The following is a 19745-nucleotide window of genomic DNA, read 5'->3' on the forward strand; positions in this document are numbered from 1 at the left end:
TTGCCGTCGGAGCCGGGGGTGTCCCAGGCCATGCCCATCTCGATCAGGTGCACGTCGATGCCCGCCTGGGCGAGACGCAGGGCGGCGACGGAGCCGCCGTATCCGGCGCCGATCTCCAGCGGGGCCCACGTCCCCGCCCTGGTGATCGGCACCGGATACGGCGGCTCCGTCGCCGCCCTGCGTCTCGCCCAGGCGGGCATCGACGTGCACCTGATCGAGATGGGCATGGCCTGGGACACCCCCGGCTCCGACGGCAAGATCTTCTGCAACACGCTGGAGCCGGACCACCGGTCCTACTGGCTGCGCACCAGGACCAAGGCCCCCCTCAACTACTTCCTCGGCTTCCCGATCGACCGGGACATCTCCCGCTACACCGGAATCCTGGACGCCGAGGACTTCAGCCATGGCGGTCACCCCCAAGCGCGAGAACTTCGCCGCCATCCTCCCGTCGGTGAACGCCGACGAGATGTACGCCACCTACTACCCGCGCGCCAACGCCGGGCTCGGCGTCGGCACCATCGACCCGGCCTGGTTCGACACCACGGCCTGCTACCAGTACTCCCGCGTCGGCCGCAAGCACGCCCAGCGTTCCGGCTTCCCGTTCGTCTTCGTGCCCGACGTGTACGACTGGGACTACATGAAGCAGGAGGCGGCCGGGACCGTCACCAAGTCGGCGCTGGCCGGCGAGATCCTCTACGGCAACAACCACGGCAAGAAATCGCTGCAGAAGACCTACCTCGCCCAGGCCAAGGCCACCGGCAGGGTGACCATCTCGCCCCTGCACATGGTCACCTCGGTCGCTCCGGCGTCCGGCGGCGGCTACACGGTCGTCATCGACCAGCTCAACACCAACGGCGACACCACCGCGACCAAGACCGTCATCGCGGACCGGGTGTTCTTCGCCGCCGGCAGCGTCGGCACCAGCAAGCTACTGGTCAAGCTGAAGGCCACCGGCGCCCTGCCCAACCTGAACGGCGAGGTCGGCAAGGGCTGGGGCGACAACGGCAACGTGATGTGCGGCCGCGCCAACCACCTGTGGGACCCGACCGGCCGGCTCCAGTCGACCATCCCCTGCTCCGGCATCGACAACTGGGCCGCCGGGGGCGCGTTCGCCGAGATCGCGCCGTTGCCCACCGGGATCGAGACCTACGCCTCGTTCTACCTGTCGATCACCAGGAACCCGAACCGCGCCCAGTTCTCCTGGAACGCCGCGACGGGCCGGGTCGACCTGAACTGGCAGACCTCCTGGAAGCAGCCGTCCATCGACATGGCCAAGACGATCTTCGACAAGATCAACGCGAAGGAGGGGACGATCTACCGGACCGACCTCTTCGGCGTCTACAAGATCTGGGGCGACCACCTCACGTACCATCCGCTCGGCGGCGCGGTGCTGAACAAGGCCACCGACAACTACGGCCGCCTCATCGGCTACTCCGGCCTGTACGTCATCGACGGCGCGCTGATCCCCGGCAACACCAGCGTCAACCCCTTCGTCACGATCACGGCGCTCGCCGAGCGGAACATCGAAAAGATCATCGCCACCGACCTGTAAGCCGGTCCCGGTCAGCTCTCCGGCTCGTGGAAGGTGACGCGCAGCTCGTCCTGGCCGGCGTCGACCGTGATGACCGAGCCGTCGGGAACGTCACCGGCGAGCAGGGCGCGCCCGATCCTGGTCTCGACCTCGCGGGCGATGAAGCGGCGTAGCGGCCGGGCGCCGTAGACCGGGTCGTATCCCTGGGTGGCGATGAGGCGGCGCGCGTCCCCGGTGACCTCCAGGGTGAGCCGCCGGTCCGCCAGCCGCTTCCTGATGTCGGTGAACATCAGCTCGACGATCCGCTCGATCTCGACCTCCGTCAGCGGCTTGAACAGCACGATGTCGTCGATCCTGTTGAGGAACTCCGGCCGGAAGTGCCGCCGCAGCTCTCCCATCACCAGGTCGCGTCCTTCGGGCTTGATCTCGCCGTCGGGGGTGACCTCTTCGAGCAGGTAATGCGAGCCGATGTTCGACGTCATGATGACCACGGTGTTGCGGAAGTCGACCGTGCGGCCCTGCGCGTCGGTGAGCCGCCCGTCGTCGAGGACCTGCAGCAGCGTGTTGAACACGTCCGCGTGGGCCTTCTCGATCTCGTCGAACAGCACCACCGAGTACGGCTTGCGCCGCACGGCCTCCGTGAGCTGACCGCCCTCCTCGTAGCCGACGTAGCCGGGAGGGGCGCCGACGAGGCGGCTGACCGTGTGGCGCTCCTGGTACTCGCTCATGTCGATGCGGACCATGTTCTCCTCGGTGTCGAACAGGGCGGCCGCAAGGGCCTTGGCGAGCTCGGTCTTGCCCACACCGGTCGGACCGAGGAAGAGGAACGACCCGATCGGGCGCCTGGGGTCCTTGATGCCGGAGCGGGCGCGGATGACGGCGTCGGCCACGAGCTGCACGGCCTCGTCCTGCCCGACGACCCGCTCGTGCAGGATCTGGTCCAGCCGGAGCAGCTTGTCCCGCTCCGCTTCCTGCAGGCGGCTCACCGGGATGCCGGTCCAGCGGGAGACGATGGACGCGATCTCGTCCTCGGTCACCACCTCGCGCAGCAGCCGGTGCCCGTTCTGCCGGGTGGTCAGCCGCTCCTCCTCGGCGCGGAGCCGGCGTTCCAGCTCGGGGAGCCTGCCGTGGCGCAGCTCGGCAGCGCGGTTGAGGTCGTAGTCGCGTTCGGCCTGCTCCGTCTCCCTCCGCACGACCTCCAGCTCCTGCCGCAGAGCCTGGACCTTGCGCAGGGCCGAACGCTCGGCCCCCCACTGCGCCCGCATCGCGTCGGCTTCGGCGCGCAGGGCGGACAGCTCCTTGCGCAGATCGCCCAGACGGGCCTGGCTCGCCGGGTCCTCCTCCTTGGCCAGCGCGGCCTCCTCGATCTCCAGCCGCCTCACCCGCCGGGTCAGTTCGTCCAGCTCGGCGGGCATGGAGTCGATCTCGGTCCGGATCATCGCGCAGGCCTCGTCGACCAGGTCGATCGCCTTGTCCGGCAGGAACCGGTCGGCGATGTAGCGGTGGCTCAGCGTCACCGCGGCGACGAGCGCGCTGTCCTGGATCTTGACACCGTGGAAGACCTCCAGCCGCTCGCGCAGTCCCCGCAGGATCGAGATGGCGTCCTCGACCGACGGCTCGTCGATGAGCACCGGCTGGAACCTCCGCTCCAGGGCCGCGTCCTTCTCGATGTGCTGGCGGTACTCCTCGATCGTGGTCGCACCGATCATGTGCAGCTCGCCGCGTGCGAGCATCGGCTTGAGCATGTTGCCGGCGTCCAGGGCGCCCTCGGTCGCCCCGGCTCCGACCACCGTGTGGAGCTCGTCGACGAACAGCAGGATCCGCCCCTCGGCCGCCTTCACCTCGTTCAGCACGGCCTTGAGGCGTTCTTCGAACTCCCCTCGGTACTTGGCGCCGGCCACGAGCGAGCCCATGTCCAGGCTGAAGATGGTCTTGTCACGCAGTCCCTCGGGAACGTCGCCGCGGACGATGCGCTGGGCGAGCCCTTCGACGATGGCGGTCTTGCCGACGCCGGGGTCGCCGATCAGCACGGGGTTGTTCTTGGTCTTGCGCGAGAGGATCTGGATCACGCGGCGGATCTCCGTGTCCCGGCCGACGACCGGGTCCAGCTTGTCCGCGCGGGCATCGGCGACCAGGTCGCGCCCGTACTTCTCCAGCGCCTCGTAGGCCACTTCGGGCATGGCCGAGGTGACCCGCTGGTGGCCCCGGACGGCGGTGAGCGCCTGCAGGAACCGGTTCCTGGTCAGCCCCTGGCCGTGCAGCAGCCGGCCCGCCGCGGTGCCGTCACCCTCCTCGATCAGGGCCAGCATCAGGTGCTCGACCGAGACGTACTCGTCCTTGAGCCGCTTCGCCTCCCGGTCCGCGGTGTCGAGCAGCCGTGACAGGCGCTGGGTGATGAAGACCTGGCCGGGTGCGGCGCCCGGCCCGCTGACCCGGGGCCGGCGCGACAGCTCCTCCTCCAGCTCCGTGCGGAGACCTTTCGGGTCGGCTCCCGCCTGCTCCACCAGCCGGGAGGCGAGCCCCTCCGGCTGTTCGAGCAGGGCCAGCAGGAGGTGCTCGCCGTCGACCTCGGTGTGCCCGTGGCGCAGGGCCTTGGTCTGGGCGTCGTGCAGCGCCTCCTGCGATTTCTGCGTCATCCGGTTCGGGTCCACTCCAGTCCCCCTAGTGTCGTGGTGAGAGGTTCCGCAGGGTGGCCTCGAGCTTCTCGATGCGGTCGAGCAGGTCGATCACCAGGCCGATCGCGGCGTAGTTGATCGACAGGCCGTCGTGCAGTCTCTGGATCCGCGCGGCCGCCGCCACCTGTGAGGGGGAGAAGCACAGCTCCCCCCTGGCGTCCGAGACCGGTTCGAGCAGGCCGAGCACCACCAGCCGCCGCACGGCCTCCGGGTGCAGCCCGGTGGCACGGGCGTAGGAGTCGAGGTCCAGCCGGATCGGCCGCACCAGCGCGTAGGTCATGAACGCCTCCTGGGATCGAACCGCGATGCGGCGGCGAGCCGCTCGAACAGCCGCCTCTCCTCGTCGGTGAGCCGGGCGGGCACCATGATCCGGACCTCGGCGAAGAAGTCGCCGGCGGTGCCGCGCGGGTTGGGCATGCCGCGCCCGCGCAGGCGCAGGCGGCGGCCGGTCGAGGTGCCCGGTGGCACTTTCAGCTTCGCCTCGCCGCCCGGCGTGACGATGGCGACCGTGGCCCCCAGCGCCGCCTCCCACGGAGCGAGTGGCAGGGAGGCGTGGAGGTCGCGGCCCTCCACGTGATAGCGGGGATGCTCGGCGATCCTCACGACGAGGTAGAGGTCGCCCGGGCTCGCCCCCTCGCTGCCCTGCCCGCCCTGGCCGGCGAGCCTGACGCGCTGCCCGTTCGCGACCCCCGCGGGGATCGTGACGTCCAGCCGCCGGCCCCCGGGCAGCGTGAGGGCACGGCGCCCGCCGTGGTAGGCCTCCTCGACCGTGAGCGTCAGCTCCGCCTCCTGGTCGGCTCCGGGCACGGCCCCCCTGCGCCGCCTGCCGCGTCCGCCGAACATGCCGCCGAACAGGTCCTCCAGGTCGACGTCCATCCCCTCGGCCGTGCCGAACCCGAAGTCCTCGGCCCGTGCCGAACGCCGCGGGCCGGCGCCCGCGCCGGCCCCCGCTCCGGCGCGGGCGCGGGCCCACTGCGCGGGATCCACGTCGGGCGGCACCTGGCGGAAGTCGTGCCCGAACGCGTCGTACCGGCGGCGCGTCTCGGGATCGGAGAGCACCGCGTACGCCTCGGCGACCTCCTTGAACGTGTCCTCCGCCCCGGGATCCTTGTTGACGTCGGGATGGTAGGCGCGCACGAGCTTGCGGTAGGCCCGCTGGATCTCGTCCTGGTCGGCGTTCCTGCCCACGCCGAGCACCTCGTAGAAATCCCGCCGGGCGGCCATCACTGCGCCTTTTTCGCGACGACCACCACGGCGGGGCGCAACTGCCGCTGGTCGTCGCCGTAGCCGGGGCGCACCACCTGCACGACGGTGCCCGGCGCGACGTCCGGCCGTGCGATGGTCGCCATCGCCTCGTGGCAGGCGGGATCGAACGGCACCCCGGTCTCGTCATGGCGGGCGTAGCCGAGCCGGGACAGCACGGCGACGGCCTGGTCCCGCACCGCCCGGATCCCGTCGACGAGCCCGCCCGGGTCGTCGTCCCCGCCGGCCGCGTGGCTCAGGGCGAGTTCCAGATTGTCCAGGACGGGCAGCCACTCGGCCGCCACCCTGTCCTGCTCCTCGGCCCGCAGCCGTTCGGCGTCACGGGAGACGCGCTTGCGGAGGTTGTCCAGGTCGGCGACGGCGCGCAGCCAGCGATCCTCCAGCTCCGCGATCTTCGCGTCCGTCTCCGCCCGCTCGTCCACGGCTTCCTGGGTCTCTTCTTCCTCGGCTCGTGTGTGCTCGTCCGGGGCCCTGGCCTTCCGGCCGGCGGGCCCGGGTGCGTCCTCGTGGCCGCTCATGTCTCGAAACCCGTGCTCTCGTTCATTTCTCGGAATCGGACGCGGTGAACTCGGCGTCGATCACCTCCTCGTCGCCCGGCGCGCTCTCCCGCTCGCCCTGTGGCGCGCCCGGCCGGCCGGCGGCGCCGGCCGTGGCTCCGAGGCCGTGGTACACCTGCTGGAGCTCGCCGCTGAGCGTGCGCAACCGGTCGAGGGGCGCCTCCTCCTTGATCGCCTGCCGGGCGTCCGCGACGAGCTGCTCGGCACGCGCCTTCTCGTGCACGGGCACCGCGTCGCCGAGCTCCGCCAGCCGGCGCTCTACCTGGTAGGCGACCGAGTCGAGCTCGTTGCGCGCGTCGACCGCCTGCCGGAGCCTGACGTCCTCGGTGCGGTGCTGCTCGGCGTCCGCGACCATCCGCTCGATCTCCGGCTTGTCCAGGTTGGAGCTCTCGCTGATGGTGATCCGCTGCTCGGAACCGGTGTCCTTGTCGCGGGCGGTCACGTTGAGGATGCCGTTGGCGTCGATGTCGAAGGTGACCTCGACCTGCGGCTCTCCACGTGGCGCGGGGCGGATGTTCTCCAGCCGGAAGCGTCCGAGCACCCGGTTGTCGGCCGCGCGGTCCCGCTCTCCCTGCAGGACCACGATGTCGACGGCGTTCTGGTTGTCCTCGGCCGTGCTGAAGGTCTCGGTTCGGCGGGCCGGGATCGTGGTGTTGCGCTCGATGACCTTGGTCATGAGGCCGCCGAGGGTCTCGACGCCCAGCGAGAGGGGCGTGACGTCGAGCAGCACGACGTCCTCGACCTCGCCCTTGATGATGCCCGCCTGCGCGGCGGCGCCGATGGCCACCACCTCGTCGGGGTTCACCGTCATGTTGGGGTCCTTGCCGCCGGTGAGCCTGCGCACGAGGTTCTGCACGGCGGGCATCCGGGTCGACCCGCCGACGAGGATCACCTCGTCGATGTCCGCGGGCCTCAGCTTGGCGTCCTCCATGGCCTGCTCGACCGGATGGATGCAGCGTTCGACCAGGTCGGCGGTGATCTGCTCGAACGTGGACCGCCTGAGCGTGGTGTTGAGATGCTTCGGCCCCGTGGCGTCGGCCGTGATGAACGGCAGGCTGATCGTGGTCTGGGTCACCTCGGAGAGCTCCGTCTTGGCCTTCTCCGCCGCCTCGAAGAGCCGTTGCAGGGCCTGGGGGTCGCGCCGCAGGTCGATGCCCTGCTGCTGCTGGAACTCGTCGGCCAGGTGGTCGACGATCCGGCGGTCGAAGTCGTCGCCGCCGAGATGCCCGTCGCCGGAGGTGGAGCGGACCTCGATGACCCCCTCACCGATGTCGAGGATGCTGACGTCGAACGTGCCACCGCCCAGGTCGAACACCAGCACGGTCTCGTTGGTCTTCTTGTCCAGCCCGTAGGCCAGCGCGGCGGCGGTCGGTTCGTTGATGATCCGGAGGACCTCCAGCCCGGCGATGCGCCCCGCGTCCTTGGTCGCCTGGCGCTGGGCGTCGTTGAAGTACGCCGGCACGGTGATGACCGCCTCGGTCACCTTCTCGCCGAGATACTTGGCCGCGTCGGCGGCGAGCTTCCGCAGCACGAGGGCCGAGACCTCCTCCGGCGCGTACTGCTTGTCGCCGACCTGGAAGCGGACGGCGCCGTCCGGTCCTTCCACCACGTCGAAGGAGACGGCGTTGAGCTCGCTCGTGACCTCGTCGTAGCGGCGGCCGATGAATCGCTTGGCGGAGTAGATCGTCCCCTTCGGGTTGAGGATGGCCTGCCGGCGCGCGAGCTGGCCGACCAGCCGCTCGCCCTGGTCGGTGAACGCCACCACCGACGGCGTCGTCCGGGAGCCTTCCGCGTTGGGAATGACCTTGGGCGCGCCGTCCTCCGTGGCGGCGATCACCGAGTTGGTGGTGCCGAGATCGATACCGACTGCTTTCGCCATTGCTTCGTTCCCCCTTGGCGGCCTAGCCGCTCATCTGCCCGAGCAGCTCATGGGCCCGGGCCGCGTGCTCGGACTCGACGAGAACCTCGTACTTGTCGGCGACCAGACTGCTGCGCGAGAGGAAGTCCCGCTGGCCGCCCTGCACGGCGTGTGAGATCAGGCCGTAGATCGCTCCGGCGACCACGCCCCACAGCAGCCCCCACAGCACCAGGGACACCATCGAACCGATGCTCGGCGCGAAGATCCCCAGGAACAGGCCGATGAGCAGTCCGAACCACGCTCCGGCCGCGGCGCCCAACCCGATCGCCCGCAGGTAGGTCATGCGCGCGACCACCTGCTCCACCGAACGCAGCCCTACCCCCACGATCAGCGTCCCCTTCACGGGGAACTCGTGGTCGGACAGGTAGTCGACGGCTCTCTGCGCTTCCTCGTACGTCCCGTAGCCGGCTATCGGCACCCGGTTCGCCGTGACAGGACCAGACCCCGCAGCGGACATGGCTCCTCCTCTTCCGCCCTCAGGCGGACACCTCGGCATACCCATGGCTTGACGAGTCCGGTGCCCACAATTTGCGACTTCTCCGGACTTTCACCCCCACATCCCCCAGACGTGTAGTCCCCGGGCCGACTCGGCCTCGAACAGAACGCCGCACGGAACCAGCTCGCCCAGCTCCTCCGGGCCGGCGCCGGCCACGCCGAGGCCACGCTCCGACGCGGCGGCGGCGGCCTCGGCGAGCAGTCGTGTCCTGCCGGCGCCGGGTTCGCCGTCCACCAGCAGGGTCCCGCCTCCGCCTCCTTCGATCGTCCGAAGCAAGTCGTCGACGGCACGCCATTCCTGTTCGCGTCCTCGCATGTCGCGTCCCCCGATGGACCGCTTTCCGGAGGGTGACCGGTGAATCCCATACCCGTGGAGATCTTTCGCCCTCAGGTACGCGTCCTCCGGCGGGACGGCGGGCACAGCGGGCACGGCGGGCACAGCGGGCCGCGTTCCGCGAGAGATCGAGTACGCCCAGGACGCGACTGGTTTAGACGGGTTTATTCGCCCCGGCTACGAGCATTGGGGGGCAAAGAGACGCCGAAGGTCTGGAGATGGCGAGATGCGCTTCGACGTCATCGTGGAGACCCCGCGGGGCTCGCGCAACAAGTACGAGATGGACGCCGCGAAGCAGCGGATCCGGCTGGACCGGCTGCTGTTCACCGCCACCGCCTACCCATACGACTACGGCTTCCTGCCCGAAACGCTCGCCGAGGACGGCGACCCCCTGGACGCGATGGTTCTCGGCGAGGTGCCGACGTTCCCCGGTTGCGTGATCCGGTCCCGCCCGATCGCGGTCTTCTGGATGTACGACGAGCAGGGCCCGGACGCCAAGGTCCTGTGCGTGCCGGCTGACGACCCCCGCTTCGACCGGTACCAGAACATGGAAGACGTGCCGACGTACGTGAGAGGCGAGATCGGGCATTTCTTCGACGTCTACAAGGATCTCGAGCCGGGAAAGTCCGCCAACGCGCGCGGGTGGGAGCCCCGCGAGTGGGCCGAGCGCCTGGTCGAGGAGGCCTTCCATCGTTTCGCGTCGGAGACTCCCGGTGATCGCGAAGGCCGCCACTGACGCCCCCTCGAGAGCGACAACGGCGACACCTCAAGACCCTCAAGACCCTCAAGGGCGGCGAGAGCCGTCGTGACCCGGCCGCGGCCGGCGGACTGCTGCCAGGCCCGCAACCGGAAAATAGAACTTCCTTGACAACTTAATTTGTCGGCTATAGCTTGTGAGACATGCAGGACATCGCCGTGATCGAGAATCCGGCCGCGGCCGAGATCTCGCTGGACCCCATCCGGGCCAGGCTTCTGGCAGAGCTGAGCGAGCCCGGCTCCGCGACCATGCTGGCCGCCAAGCTCGGCCTGCCCCGGCAGAAGGTCAACTACCACCTGAAGACGCTCGAGGCGCACGGGCTCGTCGAGATGATCGAGGAACGGCGCAAGGGCAACGTCAACGAGCGCATCATGCGCGCGACCGCGGCCTCGTACGTGATCTCCCCGATCGCGCTGGCGTCGGTCGAGCCCGACCCCTCGCGCTCCCCCGACCAGCTTTCGGCGAGCTGGCTGCTGGCCGTCGCGGCCCGGCTGGTCCGCGACGTCGGGGCGCTCATCACCCGCGCCGCCCAGGCGCGCAAGCGCGTCGCGACCTTCGCGATCGACGGCGAGGTGCGCTTCGCCTCGGCCGCCGACCGGGCCGCGTTCGCCGAGGAGCTCACCGAGGCCGTCACGGCCCTGGTGTCCAAATACCACGACGAGTCCGCCGAACACGGCCGCGACCACCGGATCGTCGTCGCCGTCCATCCGAGCATGAAGGAAATCCGATGACGCACCCATTCGAGCTGAGCCTGGAGATCGAGCTCGGCGCCACACCCGAGCAGGTCTGGGACGCGATCGCGACCGGACCGGGCGTCGACTCCTGGTTCATGGGACACACCGAGCTCGGCACGTCCGTCGGCGATCCCGACATCCTCACCATGATGGGTCGCACCGAGCAGGCCACGATCACCGCGTACGAGCCCGGCACCCGCCTCGCGACCCGCAGCGCGGAGGCCCCCGACGGCCAGTTCATGGCGCTCGAATACCTCATCGAGGGGCGCGGCGGCGGCTCGACCGTGCTGCGGCTCGTGCAGAACGGCATGCTCGGCGACGACTGGGAGTCCGAGTTCGAGGCGATGAAGGCCGGTTGGCCCATCTACCTGGAGACCCTCAAGCAGTACCTCACGCACTTCACCGGCCGCACCCCGTCGGTCACGACGGTCGCCCGGCCCGGAGCCGGCGGCCCGGACACCGTCTGGAAGGCCGTCACGGATGCACTGGGCGTCACGCCGGCCGTCGCCGAGGGCGACGACGTCCGGCTTCCGGACGGCTCCGCCGGGGTCGTCTACTACGCGAACCTGCCCGTCAACCTGGGCATCCGGACGGACGAGGGCCTCTACCGGTTCATCCACTCCGGCACCTCCCGCGGTGACGTCCTCGTGCTCGGCCACCAGAACTTCGCCGGCCGCGACGAGCAGGCCGCCTGGGACACCTGGACGGCCGACTGCTTCGGCTGACCAGCCGATCCCGATCAATGGCGTCAGAACCCCGCAACACCACCCAGAGGAGTTAGTCCCGTGCGTATCGTGATCATCGAGTTCATGAGCCTGGACGGCGTCGTGCAGGCGCCCGGCAGCCCCGACGAGGACACCGACGGCGGTTTCGCCCACGGCGGCTGGTCGCACCCGTTCTTCGACCCGGAAGTGGTGGGTGGCGCCTACGACGAGGCGATGACCAAGGCCGAGGCGCTGCTGTTCGGGCGCCGCACGTGGCAGGCGTCGGCCGGGGCGTGGCCCGAGCAGGCCGGCGACCCGTTCGCCGACCGGATGAACGCCATCCCGAAGTACGTCGTGTCCGACACGCTCGGCGACGACGATCTGACATGGGAAAACACCATTCGCATCCCGGGCCACGAGGCCGTCGCCGGCATCCGGAAGCTGCGCGAGACCGGCGGCGGCGACCTGCTCGTCATGGGCAGCCCCACGCTCGTGCGCACCCTTCTGCGCGAGGGCCTGGTCGACGAGCTCCGGCTGATGATCGAGCCGGTGATCCTCGGCGGCGGCAAGACGATCTTCCCCGACGACGGCACGCTGCGCACGCTCCAACTGGTCTCCACGGCCACCAACGGCGCCGGCGTGCACGTGTGCACCTACCGGCCGATCGCCGAGGGGTAGGAGAGTCGCGAAAGCGGCCGGACGCACGCGGTGCAGAGACCTTGATCTCCTCCCTCAAGGCCGAAGCCTGGCCGGCTCTACCACCTGCCCGGCGGCGTGGATCCGGAGAACGCGGTCGCCTGCCCGCACGCCGCGGCCACCGCGGGGCGAGCGGGAGGGGCAGGGTTATCGGCCGGCAGCGGGCGGGGCCGCCGACCGGTCGGGCGTGATGTGGAAGATCGGGTACTGCGCGGCGATCTGCTCGAAGTCCTCCAGCGGTGCCTGCGGGTCCACCGGGATGTGGGCGCGGCCTCCCGGCGAGACGGCCAGGTAGCGGCGCAGGATGGGCGCGCGGGATCCGGGGTCGACTTCGTTCAGGCGTACGGCCTCGTCGCCGCCGTGCCGCAGCACCGCCCGCCCTCCGGCCGCGCGGAGGTTGTGCACCCAGTTGGTGCCCTGGCCGAGCATCGCCACCAGGTAGCGTTCGCCCTGGTAGTCCGCGACGACCAGCGGGAAGGAAATGACGCGGCCGGTACGCCGGCCCGGCACCCGCAGGGTCACCAACCGGTCCGGCTGCAGCACCCCGGCCGCGAACACGGTCGCCCAGGCCCGGTTGATCGCCCGTGCCAGGCGGTTGGGCCGGCCGCTGCGATACAGCCAGCGGTCCAAACGGTGCAGGCGCGTGGCTCCGGCCCTCTCGTTGTGTCTCATGCCTGACCCTCCTTGTCGATCTTGGCTTGCCGGGACGACCGCGATGCGCGCCCCCAGGAGGAACGGTCACCTGTCCAGCCACCGACCTGCCCTGTACAACGTTCATGAACACTGTACATGAACGTTGCACAGGAGATCCTGTGCCCCGTACAGTTGTCAAGTGGCTCCAGAGAAACTGACCCGCCAGGCCGTCATCGAGCGGGCGTTGAAGATCGCCGACACCGACGGGCTCCCAGCGGTCACCGTCCGCCGACTCGCCGCCGAGCTCGGCGTCACACCGACGGCACTCTACTGGCATGTCAAGAACAAGAACGAGCTGTTTTCCGCGCTCGCCGACCACCTGCTCACAGCGCTCGTCGCCGACATGGACCCGAGCCGGCCCTGGCACCAGCGTCTCCGCGCGATGATCACCACGCTGGTGGAGCAGACGCGCGCGCACCCCTACCTGTCGACCCTCCTGCCGACGATCGACAAGAGCGCGGCCGAGGGATACCAGCGGGTCACCGACACCGCGCTCGGGCTGCTCACCGAGGCCGGATTCACGCTTCAGCAGGCCGACCACGTGGCCACCTACCTGCTCCTGGGGGCCACGACGATGGTGTCCTGCCAGCCCGGCGGCGTGGGAGGCGACGAGAAGGAGACCGCAGAGCTCAGACGGCAACACCGCCTCGACCTGGAACGCCTCCCTCCCGGTCGCTACCCCCACCTGGCCGCCTTCGCCACCACCCTCTCCACTCCCCCTGACATCGACGCCTACTACTCCTTCGGCATCGACCTCCTGCTGTCCGCGGTGAAGACCACGGCGCCGAACGGCTGAGGAGTTCTTCCGTTCCGGGTGGGCGGGCAGGCGGCGCGTGTCAGCCCGTCGTCCACGGCCGGAGCTTCTCGGGGTTGCGCACTGCCCAGATGTGCTTGATCCGGTCGCCTGCGACGTCGAACGCCATCACCACCACGGTGACGCCGTCTTGCTGCGCCACCAGTCCGGGCTGGCCGTTGACCGTACGCTCCAGGATCGTCAGGTTGGGCGCCTTGCCGACGAGGTCGACCAGGAGTCGCGCGATCTGCTCGCCGCCTTCGATCGGGTGGAGCACGGCGGTGGCGAGGCCGCCGCCGTCGGCGATCGCCGTGGCGTCGGGGTCGAGGAGGCCGATGAGGGCCTCGATGTCCTTGGCCTCCCATGCCTGCTTGAAGTCCCTGACGATGCCGGCGCGCTGGGCCGCCGGGGTCGCGGGAGGCTGCGAGTCGCGGATGCGGCGGCGGGCCGACGAGGCCAGCCGGCGACATGCCGCCGGGGTACGGCCGACGATCTCGGCCACTTCGGCGAAGGAGTAGCGGAAGACGTCGTGCAGGATGAGCGCGACGCGCTCGGCCGGGGTCATCGATTCGAGCACGACGAGGAAGGCCATGTTGATCGACTCGTCGAGGGTGACGCGGTCGGCCGGGTCGGCCGTGGTGCCGCCGCCTGACCGCCCGTTGATCCACTCCTGACGATCGGGCAGCGGCTCCGGGATCCATTCGCCCACGTAGCGTTCGCGCCGGGCCCGTGCCGAGCCGAGCAGGTCGAGGCAGATGCGGCCGGCGACCTTCGTCAGCCAGGCGCCGGGGGATTCGATGGCCTCCTGTTGCCGCTGGGACATGGTGTACCAGCGGGCGTAGGTCTCCTGCACGACGTCCTCGGCATCGGCCAGGGAGCCGAGGAGCCGGTACGCGAGATTGATCAGCTTACGCCGCTCGCTCATGATCGCGCTCAGGCTCGGATCGAGCCGGCCGTCTCCTGGCCCGGATCGGGTGGTCATGGTGTCGACGACTCCCTTGGTCGCAGCTGCCCTCACCAGATCGACGAGACGACCTCCCGGAATGTGAGGCGAGACGTCAACCTCACATTCCGGGAGGGTGTCTCGACGTACCGCTGAGACGAACACCATCCCGCGAACAGGAAGCTCAGCGACATCATGACCGATTTCCCCGTCCTGCGATATCGCCTCACCGGCACCCATGTGCACATCCGGCAATGGGCCGCCACGACCGTCCCGGCCGGTCACCTGGAGATCTCCCGCGGCGGTGGGAGCTCTTCCACTCCCCCCGCACTCTGAGCGCGCTCAAGGCCTTCGCGCTCGTGATCATCATTGCCGTCTTCGTCCGCCCCGCGAATCGATGAGGAGCCCATTCATGTTCGTTGCTTACACGGTGGTCGCGATCCTGCTCGCCATCGGGTTGACCTTCTCCGCCTATCTCCTCGTCACCCCTAACCCCAGCCCCCAAATCGTGGAGATGCTCAAGACCGTTCACGTGCCCAGGAGCATGTACGCGCCACTCGCGGCGCTGAAGCTCGCCGGCGCGCTCATCCTGCTCATCGGCATCTTCTGGCGCCCCCTGGGCATCGCGGCCGCGATCGGCCTGGTGCTCTACTTCCTCGGCGCCGTGATCATCCATCTACGCGCCAAGGACACCAAGGGCGCCAGGGGCCCGGTCATACTCATCCTCGCCTGCGTCGCGGCCCTGCTCCGGGCAACCACGTCGTCCTGAGCCGGACCAGGAGGCGACGAGAAAATCTCGGAGTCCCGCGGTGCGGTCGGCCATCAGACCCCGCGGCGCCGCCCCTATGGCACGCCGCCTACCGCTCGGTAGACGGACCCGTGGGAACGCGACTCGGCGGTGAACTCGGCTCCGGCCCAGTCGGCATGCCTGGTCTCCAGCTCGAACCCGGCCAACTGGGCCATCAGGTCGAGCTCGGCCGGCCAGATGTAGCGGTGCGGGCTGCGGAACACCTGAGCCTGTCTGCTCTCATCGAACCTGAAGTGATGCGAGACGACGTGCTGGCGCAGGACATCGTAGGTGTCCAGGCCGATGTAGCCGGGCTCGCAGTGGTAGACCGTGGCCTGCTGACCTGGTGGAAGCTTACGCAACTCAGGCACCCAGAGCTCGATCACGAACCGGCCGCCCGGCGTGACGGGCGGCATTGCGGAAGCAGGCAACCTGCTCGGCCGGTGACACGTACCCCTCGCTCAGCAAGTGGCTCCAGATCTCCTCTTGGCGCATGCCGCCGACGATGGCCGTAGGTGTACGCGTTGTCCAACGAGTTTGTGTCCCGACCCGCCTGGGCGAGTGCCTTCTGGGCGACACAACAGACGACCGCTGTCCGGTGAGAGTGGCGAAGAATTCGATGACCCGCTACGAGCCAGGTGAGCCCGAGCGGAGTAACCCCGGCGCCCCGCCGCGCTTCATCGGCCTCGACGATTTTGCGCGGCTGGTTCGGCTTCTTTGTGGTGAACGGTTATCCAATGTCTCTCCAGTTCGTCGAGAAAGAGGTCGGCGGATACGAGTTGGTCGATATGCAGCACGCCGCCCGGAGCCGTGCCGGTGTAGAGGACTCGGGCGACGTACGCCGCCACGATGCCGGTCGCGTCGCACGTTTCCCGGCCGACCGCGGTGCTCGACACCACCATTCCCTCCGCGTCCGAAGCCAGGGCGTGGACGACGAACCGGTCGGAGCCGAAGTGGAGCCGGGAGAGCAACGAAGTAAGCAGAGGCGCGGCACGCAACCGTCGCATGAGGGGGAAGAAACCCATGGCTCGCAGGGCGAATATGGCCGAGGTCGTGAGGGCCGAGTCGAAGCAAATCCTGGTTGTGGCCCGCACACCAAGCACATCGCTGACCGTGTATTGGTCAGAAAAGGGGAACGGATAGACGGTCCGGAGCCCGACCTCCGGCAACCGCACTCGTGCATGCTTCACGTCGGACCGGTGCCGGTCGCCGGGCTCGGTAAGGTGCTCGACGATCCAGCGCACCGAATCCACACCATGGTCTCCGCCCATTCCAAGGAACAGGTTTATGTCAACCCGCTCCGCCGAGGGCAGCCGCTCGACACAGCGACGAGCCAGCACGTTGGTCAGCCCCGGTGCGACCCCGACGCTGAGCACCGCTGTCGCGGCACGACTCACTGCGAGCGCGTCGAGCCGCTCAATCGACTCCAGCACCGGCGCGGACGCGCTGATGTCCACATAATGCACACCCTGGCTGAGGCATGTCCGAGCCACGGCCTCGTTCCCGCGTTCCACACACATGACCACGATGGCCGCCCCGTACACCATGCGCTCGACATCCTGGAGATCGTTGACGTCGACACGCATTGCCTTTAGAGCGCCTTCGCTGGATCGTGCCACCCGCTCCGCCCGGCTGAGATCTCGTCCGGCTACCACGACCTGACCCGGAAACCACTCGCCGAGCGTCTTCGCGGTCACCCGGCCGACCGCACCGTAGCCGCCGACGACGACGATCAACCCCACTGACGAAGGTCCGCGAACCGGGTCGTCATTGTTCTTCCGCATGCCGTTCCCCCGCAAGGTCGATGTGGCCGTCAGGCTTTGGGCGTCGCACCCGGTGGACGCTCCCCGCCCGCCGGCCCGTTTCGTGTGCACACGAGATCGGCGCGGATCGTCGCATGGTGGCGACCCAGCGCACTGGGCGATGAGTTCTGATCACCCCGAGCGGTGCGCGGAGCGGGGCCGGCGAGTGAGAGCACGGATCCAGCATCGAGTCCGCCGACACATGAGAACAACTGCAGATTATGCACACCTCCCATGCGTGGCATGCATGGGAGGTTCTCCATCCTGATGGCGCCCGCGGACCCGACCTTCGCAGAGGCCCGCCCCGTCAACGGTTCGCTCCGTGATGCGGCGCGCTTCGAGCAACGGCGTCTTCGAGTGGTGCCCCATCCCCGGCCTGACGACGCAATCAGAAGGGCGGCGCTACGCCGTCGCGGGGCCGGACGAGTCGGCCTGGTACTCCTGACTCACGCTCACCAGCACATCGAGCATGGCCGTGACCGCCGGGAGACGAAAGGGCGGCGGCATGGCAGCCGCGAACAATCGGCGAGTAGGCAACGACGGGATCGTCGGACGCAATGTCACATCACGATGCATCATCGCTCGGGCCAAAGTGGGAACGAGCATGATGCCGGAGCCTCCTGCGACCAAGGCTTGTTTGCCGTTCCAGTCTTCGCAGAAGAACCCGATTCGCGGCACACTACCCAGGGCGTCCGTGAGTTGAGAAATCGGGCCGAGACAGTCAGGATAACCACCTTCGATCCACGCCTCTTCGCGCAGGTCGCGCAGTCGTACTCGACTGTCACGAGCCAACGGATGATCAGATGGCAACGCGACCTGAAACTCCTCGTCCAGTAACGGGATCAAATCGATTCCTTCGGCCATCGCCGGGGCGATGGGGGTCGCCGCCGAATCCCGCTTCGCCGCGCGCAGGTCGGTGTGCAAGCTCCAAGCGGTGAGTAACGTCAGGTCAACCTGGTCGTCTCTGAGGGCGGCCAGTGGCTCTGGAGTCAACCTGCAAGAGACTTACCGTGACACCAGGGTAAGCGCGACTGAAGCGGCGGATCACTTCGGGCATGAAAAACGTATTGGCACTGGAGATGAGGCCGTGACGTAGTGGTGGATCTTGCCGACCGGCGAAATCGCATCCGACGTCAAGGACTTCCCGGCGTATGGGGCCCGTGACGCGCTAACCCTGCCGACTGCGGTAAGCGGCCGTCTTGGCACGGGCCGTGCAGGCGGCGCTGCAGTAGCGGCGCGAGCTGTTGCGCGTCAGGTCGATGTACACCGCCTCGCACTGATGGGCCGCACACTGCCCGAACCGGTCAGGACCGTAGCCATCCACGATAAGGGCCAGCGCAGTGGCGAACTCGCCACCCAGCGCCTCGACCGCGGTCTCACCCGAGCCGTGAAAGTGCAGATGGAAGGGCTGCCCGACGTCCTCGACCAGATAAGGCTGCGCGCCGTACCTGCGAATCATGGCATTGATGCGCGCGGCCTGGTCCGCGGGCTCCGCGGCCAGCAACGCCTGGCCAAGCTCCCGGGCCAGGTCGGCCAGTCGCACCCCCGCGTCCGGCACGGCCAGCAGTCCGGCGGCGGTGCGCTCGCCCGTCAGCGCGGCGAAAGCCCTCAAGAGATCCTCGCCCTCCGGTCGCCGCGCACGCCCGCCACCGCGCCACTGCGGGGTCACGAGGTTGACCAACTCGGCGATCAGCGGCGCCTGCCCTGTCACGTTACAGGCTATCTTCACTTGACTAGTAACTCACCTTCGGGATGTCATGGACGTAATCGACTTAGATGGTAACGGAGCAACCTTGATCACGTCCTACAGACAGTTACTGGCTCACCCAGGCGCCCTGCGGCTGGTCGTCATCAGCCTGCTCGCCAAGCTCGGCACGCCCGCGCTCAGCCTCGCCCTGCTCTTGGCGGCCGTCGACCGGCTCGGGTCCTACGGCGCCGCCGGGCTCGTCCTGACCGGCCATGCCCTCGCTCTGGCCGTGTGCGCCCCGCTCGGCGGCCGCCTGGCCGACCGGCTGGGCGCACGCCGGGTTCTGGTCGGCTACCTGCTCGCCCATACGGCCGCCTTCTCACTGATCCTGCTCGCCCTGGCCACCCAGCTGTCGTCGCCGGTCCTGGTCGCAGCCGCCGCGCTGCTGGGGGCGACCAACCCGCCCGTCACCGCCGTCATCAGGAGCGCATGGCCACGTCTGGTTCCCGCTGAGTCGCTGCCGGCCGCCTATGCCGTGGACAGCGCGATCAATGAGCTGATGTTCATCCTCGGCCCGGTGCTGGTGTCCGTGCTCCTGCTGGTGATGTCGGCCCAGACGGTCGTGGTGGTGACCGGTGCCACCATCCTGCTGAGCGTGGCGACACTTACGGCCTCCGAGGTGGTGCGGCAGGCGCCGGCCGAACCGCCTACACCGCGCGGAGGCGCCCGACTGGCCAGGCTGGTCGGCCCGCTGAGCCATCGACCCACGTTCGTACTGCTGGTCATCGCGATGTTCGGCACCTTCTCCTTCGGCTGCCTGCGCATCGCCACCGTGGCCGCCGCCACGACCTTCGGCTCCACCGCGTCCGCCGGTGTGCTGATGGGTCTGTTGTCGGCGGGCGCGCTGGTCGGGGGCCTGGTCTTCGGAGCCCGCTCCTGGCCGGTCAGCGGGCGGACGCTGCTGATCCTGATGTTCGTCGCCGATGCCGCCAGCCTGCTGGCAGCCGGTTTCGCTCCCGGACTCCTCACGCTCGGCTTGGTGATCACGGTCACCGGGCTGCTGACCGGGCCGCGCGACACGCTCCAGCCCGCCCTGCTCGCCGAGCAGACACCCGCCCTGTACCGCACCGAGGTGTTCGCCTGGCTGAACACCTTCATGTGGTCCGGGTACGGCCTGGGCACCGCCGTCGCCGGTCACCTGACCGGCCCCACCGACACCGGCATGGCCGCGTTCACCGCGGCTGCGGCCGTCGCACTCCTGGCCGCGATCCTGGTCGCTGTGTTCTACCGCCCCTCACTCGGCACGCAGTCCATCACCCATCCGGGATCGAGGGATCAACGACCTGCTCGTCCCGAACGTTAGCCGGTACGACCGC

Annotated in this window: 22 protein-coding genes; 8 read left to right on the forward strand and 14 right to left on the reverse strand. The window is 69.1% G+C overall.

Features of this window, described 5'->3' with window-relative positions; genetic code table 11:
- Positions 1-272: NAD(P)-binding protein (locus tag AB0C16_RS37390; protein WP_357690416.1), on the reverse strand; the 272-nt coding region annotated here is incomplete at its 3' end.
- 131 nt (positions 273-403) lie between these two features.
- Between AB0C16_RS37390 and AB0C16_RS37395 the strand changes: the two genes are divergently transcribed.
- A complete protein-coding gene (locus AB0C16_RS37395) occupies positions 404-1552 on the forward strand; it encodes a GMC oxidoreductase (protein ID WP_357690418.1) in 1149 nt (382 codons plus the stop codon).
- 11 nt (positions 1553-1563) lie between these two features.
- On the opposite strand, the gene clpB is transcribed toward AB0C16_RS37395, so the two are convergent.
- The 7 genes from clpB to AB0C16_RS37430 all read right to left on the reverse strand — a co-directional run bounded on the left by clpB (position 1564) and on the right by AB0C16_RS37430 (position 8755).
- A complete protein-coding gene (clpB, locus tag AB0C16_RS37400) occupies positions 1564-4182 on the reverse strand; it encodes an ATP-dependent chaperone ClpB (RefSeq protein ID WP_357690420.1) in 2619 nt (872 codons plus the stop codon).
- A 10-nt stretch (positions 4183-4192) separates the two neighbouring features.
- Complete coding sequence (locus AB0C16_RS37405; protein ID WP_357690422.1) at positions 4193-4486, reverse strand: chaperone modulator CbpM; 294 nt, start codon at positions 4484-4486, stop codon at positions 4193-4195.
- Positions 4483-5430 (reverse strand): DnaJ C-terminal domain-containing protein, encoded by a 948-nt coding sequence (locus AB0C16_RS37410; protein ID WP_357690424.1) that lies wholly within the window; start codon positions 5428-5430, stop codon positions 4483-4485. The genes AB0C16_RS37405 and AB0C16_RS37410 overlap by 4 nt, the downstream gene beginning before the upstream one ends.
- On the reverse strand, positions 5430-5987 hold the full coding sequence (locus tag AB0C16_RS37415; RefSeq protein ID WP_357690426.1) for a nucleotide exchange factor GrpE: 558 nt from the start codon (positions 5985-5987) through the stop codon (positions 5430-5432). Before AB0C16_RS37415 ends, AB0C16_RS37410 begins: the two co-directional genes overlap by 1 nt.
- Before the next feature lie 22 nt (positions 5988-6009).
- Positions 6010-7905 (reverse strand): molecular chaperone DnaK, encoded by a 1896-nt coding sequence (gene dnaK, locus AB0C16_RS37420; protein ID WP_357690428.1) that lies wholly within the window; start codon positions 7903-7905, stop codon positions 6010-6012.
- A gap of 22 nt (positions 7906-7927) precedes the next feature.
- Positions 7928-8401 carry a general stress protein gene (locus tag AB0C16_RS37425; protein ID WP_357690430.1) on the reverse strand — a complete coding sequence of 158 codons (474 nt, stop codon included), beginning with the start codon at positions 8399-8401 and terminating at the stop codon, positions 7928-7930.
- A 90-nt stretch (positions 8402-8491) separates the two neighbouring features.
- Entirely contained in the window at positions 8492-8755 is a 264-nt protein-coding gene (locus AB0C16_RS37430) for an ATP-binding protein (RefSeq protein ID WP_357690432.1), read from the reverse strand.
- A 244-nt stretch (positions 8756-8999) separates the two neighbouring features.
- Between AB0C16_RS37430 and AB0C16_RS37435 the strand changes: the two genes are divergently transcribed.
- From AB0C16_RS37435 to AB0C16_RS37450, 4 genes are all read left to right on the forward strand, one after another.
- Entirely contained in the window at positions 9000-9509 is a 510-nt protein-coding gene (locus AB0C16_RS37435; protein ID WP_357690434.1) for an inorganic diphosphatase, read from the forward strand.
- A gap of 164 nt (positions 9510-9673) precedes the next feature.
- Positions 9674-10261: a helix-turn-helix domain-containing protein gene (locus AB0C16_RS37440; RefSeq protein WP_357690436.1), complete on the forward strand. Its 588-nt coding sequence runs from the start codon at positions 9674-9676 to the stop codon at positions 10259-10261.
- Positions 10258-10989, forward strand: a complete 732-nt coding sequence (locus AB0C16_RS37445; protein WP_357690438.1) for an SRPBCC domain-containing protein — start codon at positions 10258-10260, stop codon at positions 10987-10989. Before AB0C16_RS37440 ends, AB0C16_RS37445 begins: the two co-directional genes overlap by 4 nt.
- A 60-nt stretch (positions 10990-11049) precedes the next feature.
- On the forward strand, positions 11050-11646 hold the full coding sequence (locus AB0C16_RS37450; protein ID WP_357690439.1) for a dihydrofolate reductase family protein: 597 nt from the start codon (positions 11050-11052) through the stop codon (positions 11644-11646).
- 165 nt (positions 11647-11811) lie between these two features.
- Here AB0C16_RS37450 and AB0C16_RS37455 read toward each other — a convergent pair whose 3' ends face one another.
- Positions 11812-12336, reverse strand: coding sequence for a nitroreductase family deazaflavin-dependent oxidoreductase (locus AB0C16_RS37455; RefSeq protein ID WP_357690441.1), 525 nt, complete (start codon positions 12334-12336; stop codon positions 11812-11814).
- Between the two features lie 160 nt (positions 12337-12496).
- Between AB0C16_RS37455 and AB0C16_RS37460 the strand changes: the two genes are divergently transcribed.
- Positions 12497-13153 carry a TetR family transcriptional regulator gene (locus tag AB0C16_RS37460; protein WP_357690443.1) on the forward strand — a complete coding sequence of 219 codons (657 nt, stop codon included), beginning with the start codon at positions 12497-12499 and terminating at the stop codon, positions 13151-13153.
- 40 nt (positions 13154-13193) lie between these two features.
- Here AB0C16_RS37460 and sigJ read toward each other — a convergent pair whose 3' ends face one another.
- Positions 13194-14132 carry an RNA polymerase sigma factor SigJ gene (gene sigJ, locus AB0C16_RS37465; RefSeq protein ID WP_357690445.1) on the reverse strand — a complete coding sequence of 313 codons (939 nt, stop codon included), beginning with the start codon at positions 14130-14132 and terminating at the stop codon, positions 13194-13196.
- Between the two features lie 373 nt (positions 14133-14505).
- Between sigJ and AB0C16_RS37470 the strand changes: the two genes are divergently transcribed.
- A complete protein-coding gene (locus tag AB0C16_RS37470; RefSeq protein ID WP_357690447.1) occupies positions 14506-14862 on the forward strand; it encodes a DoxX family protein in 357 nt (118 codons plus the stop codon).
- A gap of 74 nt (positions 14863-14936) precedes the next feature.
- On the opposite strand, the gene AB0C16_RS37475 is transcribed toward AB0C16_RS37470, so the two are convergent.
- The 4 genes from AB0C16_RS37475 to AB0C16_RS37490 all read right to left on the reverse strand — a co-directional run bounded on the left by AB0C16_RS37475 (position 14937) and on the right by AB0C16_RS37490 (position 18393).
- The gene (locus AB0C16_RS37475) at positions 14937-15296 is read right to left on the reverse strand and encodes a hypothetical protein (protein WP_357690449.1); all 360 of its coding nucleotides are present in this window, start codon (positions 15294-15296) and stop codon (positions 14937-14939) included.
- Between the two features lie 261 nt (positions 15297-15557).
- Positions 15558-16664: a saccharopine dehydrogenase NADP-binding domain-containing protein gene (locus AB0C16_RS37480; RefSeq protein ID WP_357690451.1), complete on the reverse strand. Its 1107-nt coding sequence runs from the start codon at positions 16662-16664 to the stop codon at positions 15558-15560.
- A gap of 420 nt (positions 16665-17084) precedes the next feature.
- Complete coding sequence (locus tag AB0C16_RS37485; protein ID WP_357690453.1) at positions 17085-17606, reverse strand: LysR substrate-binding domain-containing protein; 522 nt, start codon at positions 17604-17606, stop codon at positions 17085-17087.
- A 244-nt stretch (positions 17607-17850) separates the two neighbouring features.
- On the reverse strand, positions 17851-18393 hold the full coding sequence (locus tag AB0C16_RS37490; RefSeq protein WP_357690455.1) for a CGNR zinc finger domain-containing protein: 543 nt from the start codon (positions 18391-18393) through the stop codon (positions 17851-17853).
- Between the two features lie 82 nt (positions 18394-18475).
- Between AB0C16_RS37490 and AB0C16_RS37495 the strand changes: the two genes are divergently transcribed.
- A complete protein-coding gene (locus AB0C16_RS37495) occupies positions 18476-19732 on the forward strand; it encodes an MFS transporter (RefSeq protein ID WP_357690457.1) in 1257 nt (418 codons plus the stop codon).
- The last annotated feature ends 13 nt before the right edge of the window (positions 19733-19745 follow it).

Source organism: Nonomuraea sp. NPDC048916 (assembly GCF_040649575.1).
GTDB lineage: Bacteria > Actinomycetota > Actinomycetes > Streptosporangiales > Streptosporangiaceae > Nonomuraea.

What these genes read in the sequence shown, in the direction of transcription:
- AB0C16_RS37425 (WP_357690430.1), bottom strand. Translation starts at nt 8,401, where the DNA reads ATGTCCGCTGCGGGGTCTGGTCCTGTCACGGCGAACCGGGTGCCGATA.
- AB0C16_RS37440 (WP_357690436.1), top strand. Translation starts at nt 9,674, where the DNA reads ATGCAGGACATCGCCGTGATCGAGAATCCGGCCGCGGCCGAGATCTCG.
- AB0C16_RS37480 (WP_357690451.1), bottom strand. Translation starts at nt 16,664, where the DNA reads ATGCGGAAGAACAATGACGACCCGGTTCGCGGACCTTCGTCAGTGGGG.
- AB0C16_RS37395 (WP_357690418.1), top strand. Translation starts at nt 404, where the DNA reads ATGGCGGTCACCCCCAAGCGCGAGAACTTCGCCGCCATCCTCCCGTCG.
- AB0C16_RS37410 (WP_357690424.1), bottom strand. Translation starts at nt 5,430, where the DNA reads ATGGCCGCCCGGCGGGATTTCTACGAGGTGCTCGGCGTGGGCAGGAAC.
- dnaK (WP_357690428.1), bottom strand. Translation starts at nt 7,905, where the DNA reads ATGGCGAAAGCAGTCGGTATCGATCTCGGCACCACCAACTCGGTGATC.
- AB0C16_RS37455 (WP_357690441.1), bottom strand. Translation starts at nt 12,336, where the DNA reads ATGAGACACAACGAGAGGGCCGGAGCCACGCGCCTGCACCGTTTGGAC.
- AB0C16_RS37470 (WP_357690447.1), top strand. Translation starts at nt 14,506, where the DNA reads ATGTTCGTTGCTTACACGGTGGTCGCGATCCTGCTCGCCATCGGGTTG.
- sigJ (WP_357690445.1), bottom strand. Translation starts at nt 14,132, where the DNA reads ATGACCACCCGATCCGGGCCAGGAGACGGCCGGCTCGATCCGAGCCTG.
- AB0C16_RS37435 (WP_357690434.1), top strand. Translation starts at nt 9,000, where the DNA reads ATGCGCTTCGACGTCATCGTGGAGACCCCGCGGGGCTCGCGCAACAAG.
- AB0C16_RS37475 (WP_357690449.1), bottom strand. Translation starts at nt 15,296, where the DNA reads ATGCCGCCCGTCACGCCGGGCGGCCGGTTCGTGATCGAGCTCTGGGTG.
- AB0C16_RS37445 (WP_357690438.1), top strand. Translation starts at nt 10,258, where the DNA reads ATGACGCACCCATTCGAGCTGAGCCTGGAGATCGAGCTCGGCGCCACA.
- AB0C16_RS37405 (WP_357690422.1), bottom strand. Translation starts at nt 4,486, where the DNA reads ATGACCTACGCGCTGGTGCGGCCGATCCGGCTGGACCTCGACTCCTAC.
- AB0C16_RS37415 (WP_357690426.1), bottom strand. Translation starts at nt 5,987, where the DNA reads ATGAGCGGCCACGAGGACGCACCCGGGCCCGCCGGCCGGAAGGCCAGG.
- AB0C16_RS37430 (WP_357690432.1), bottom strand. Translation starts at nt 8,755, where the DNA reads ATGCGAGGACGCGAACAGGAATGGCGTGCCGTCGACGACTTGCTTCGG.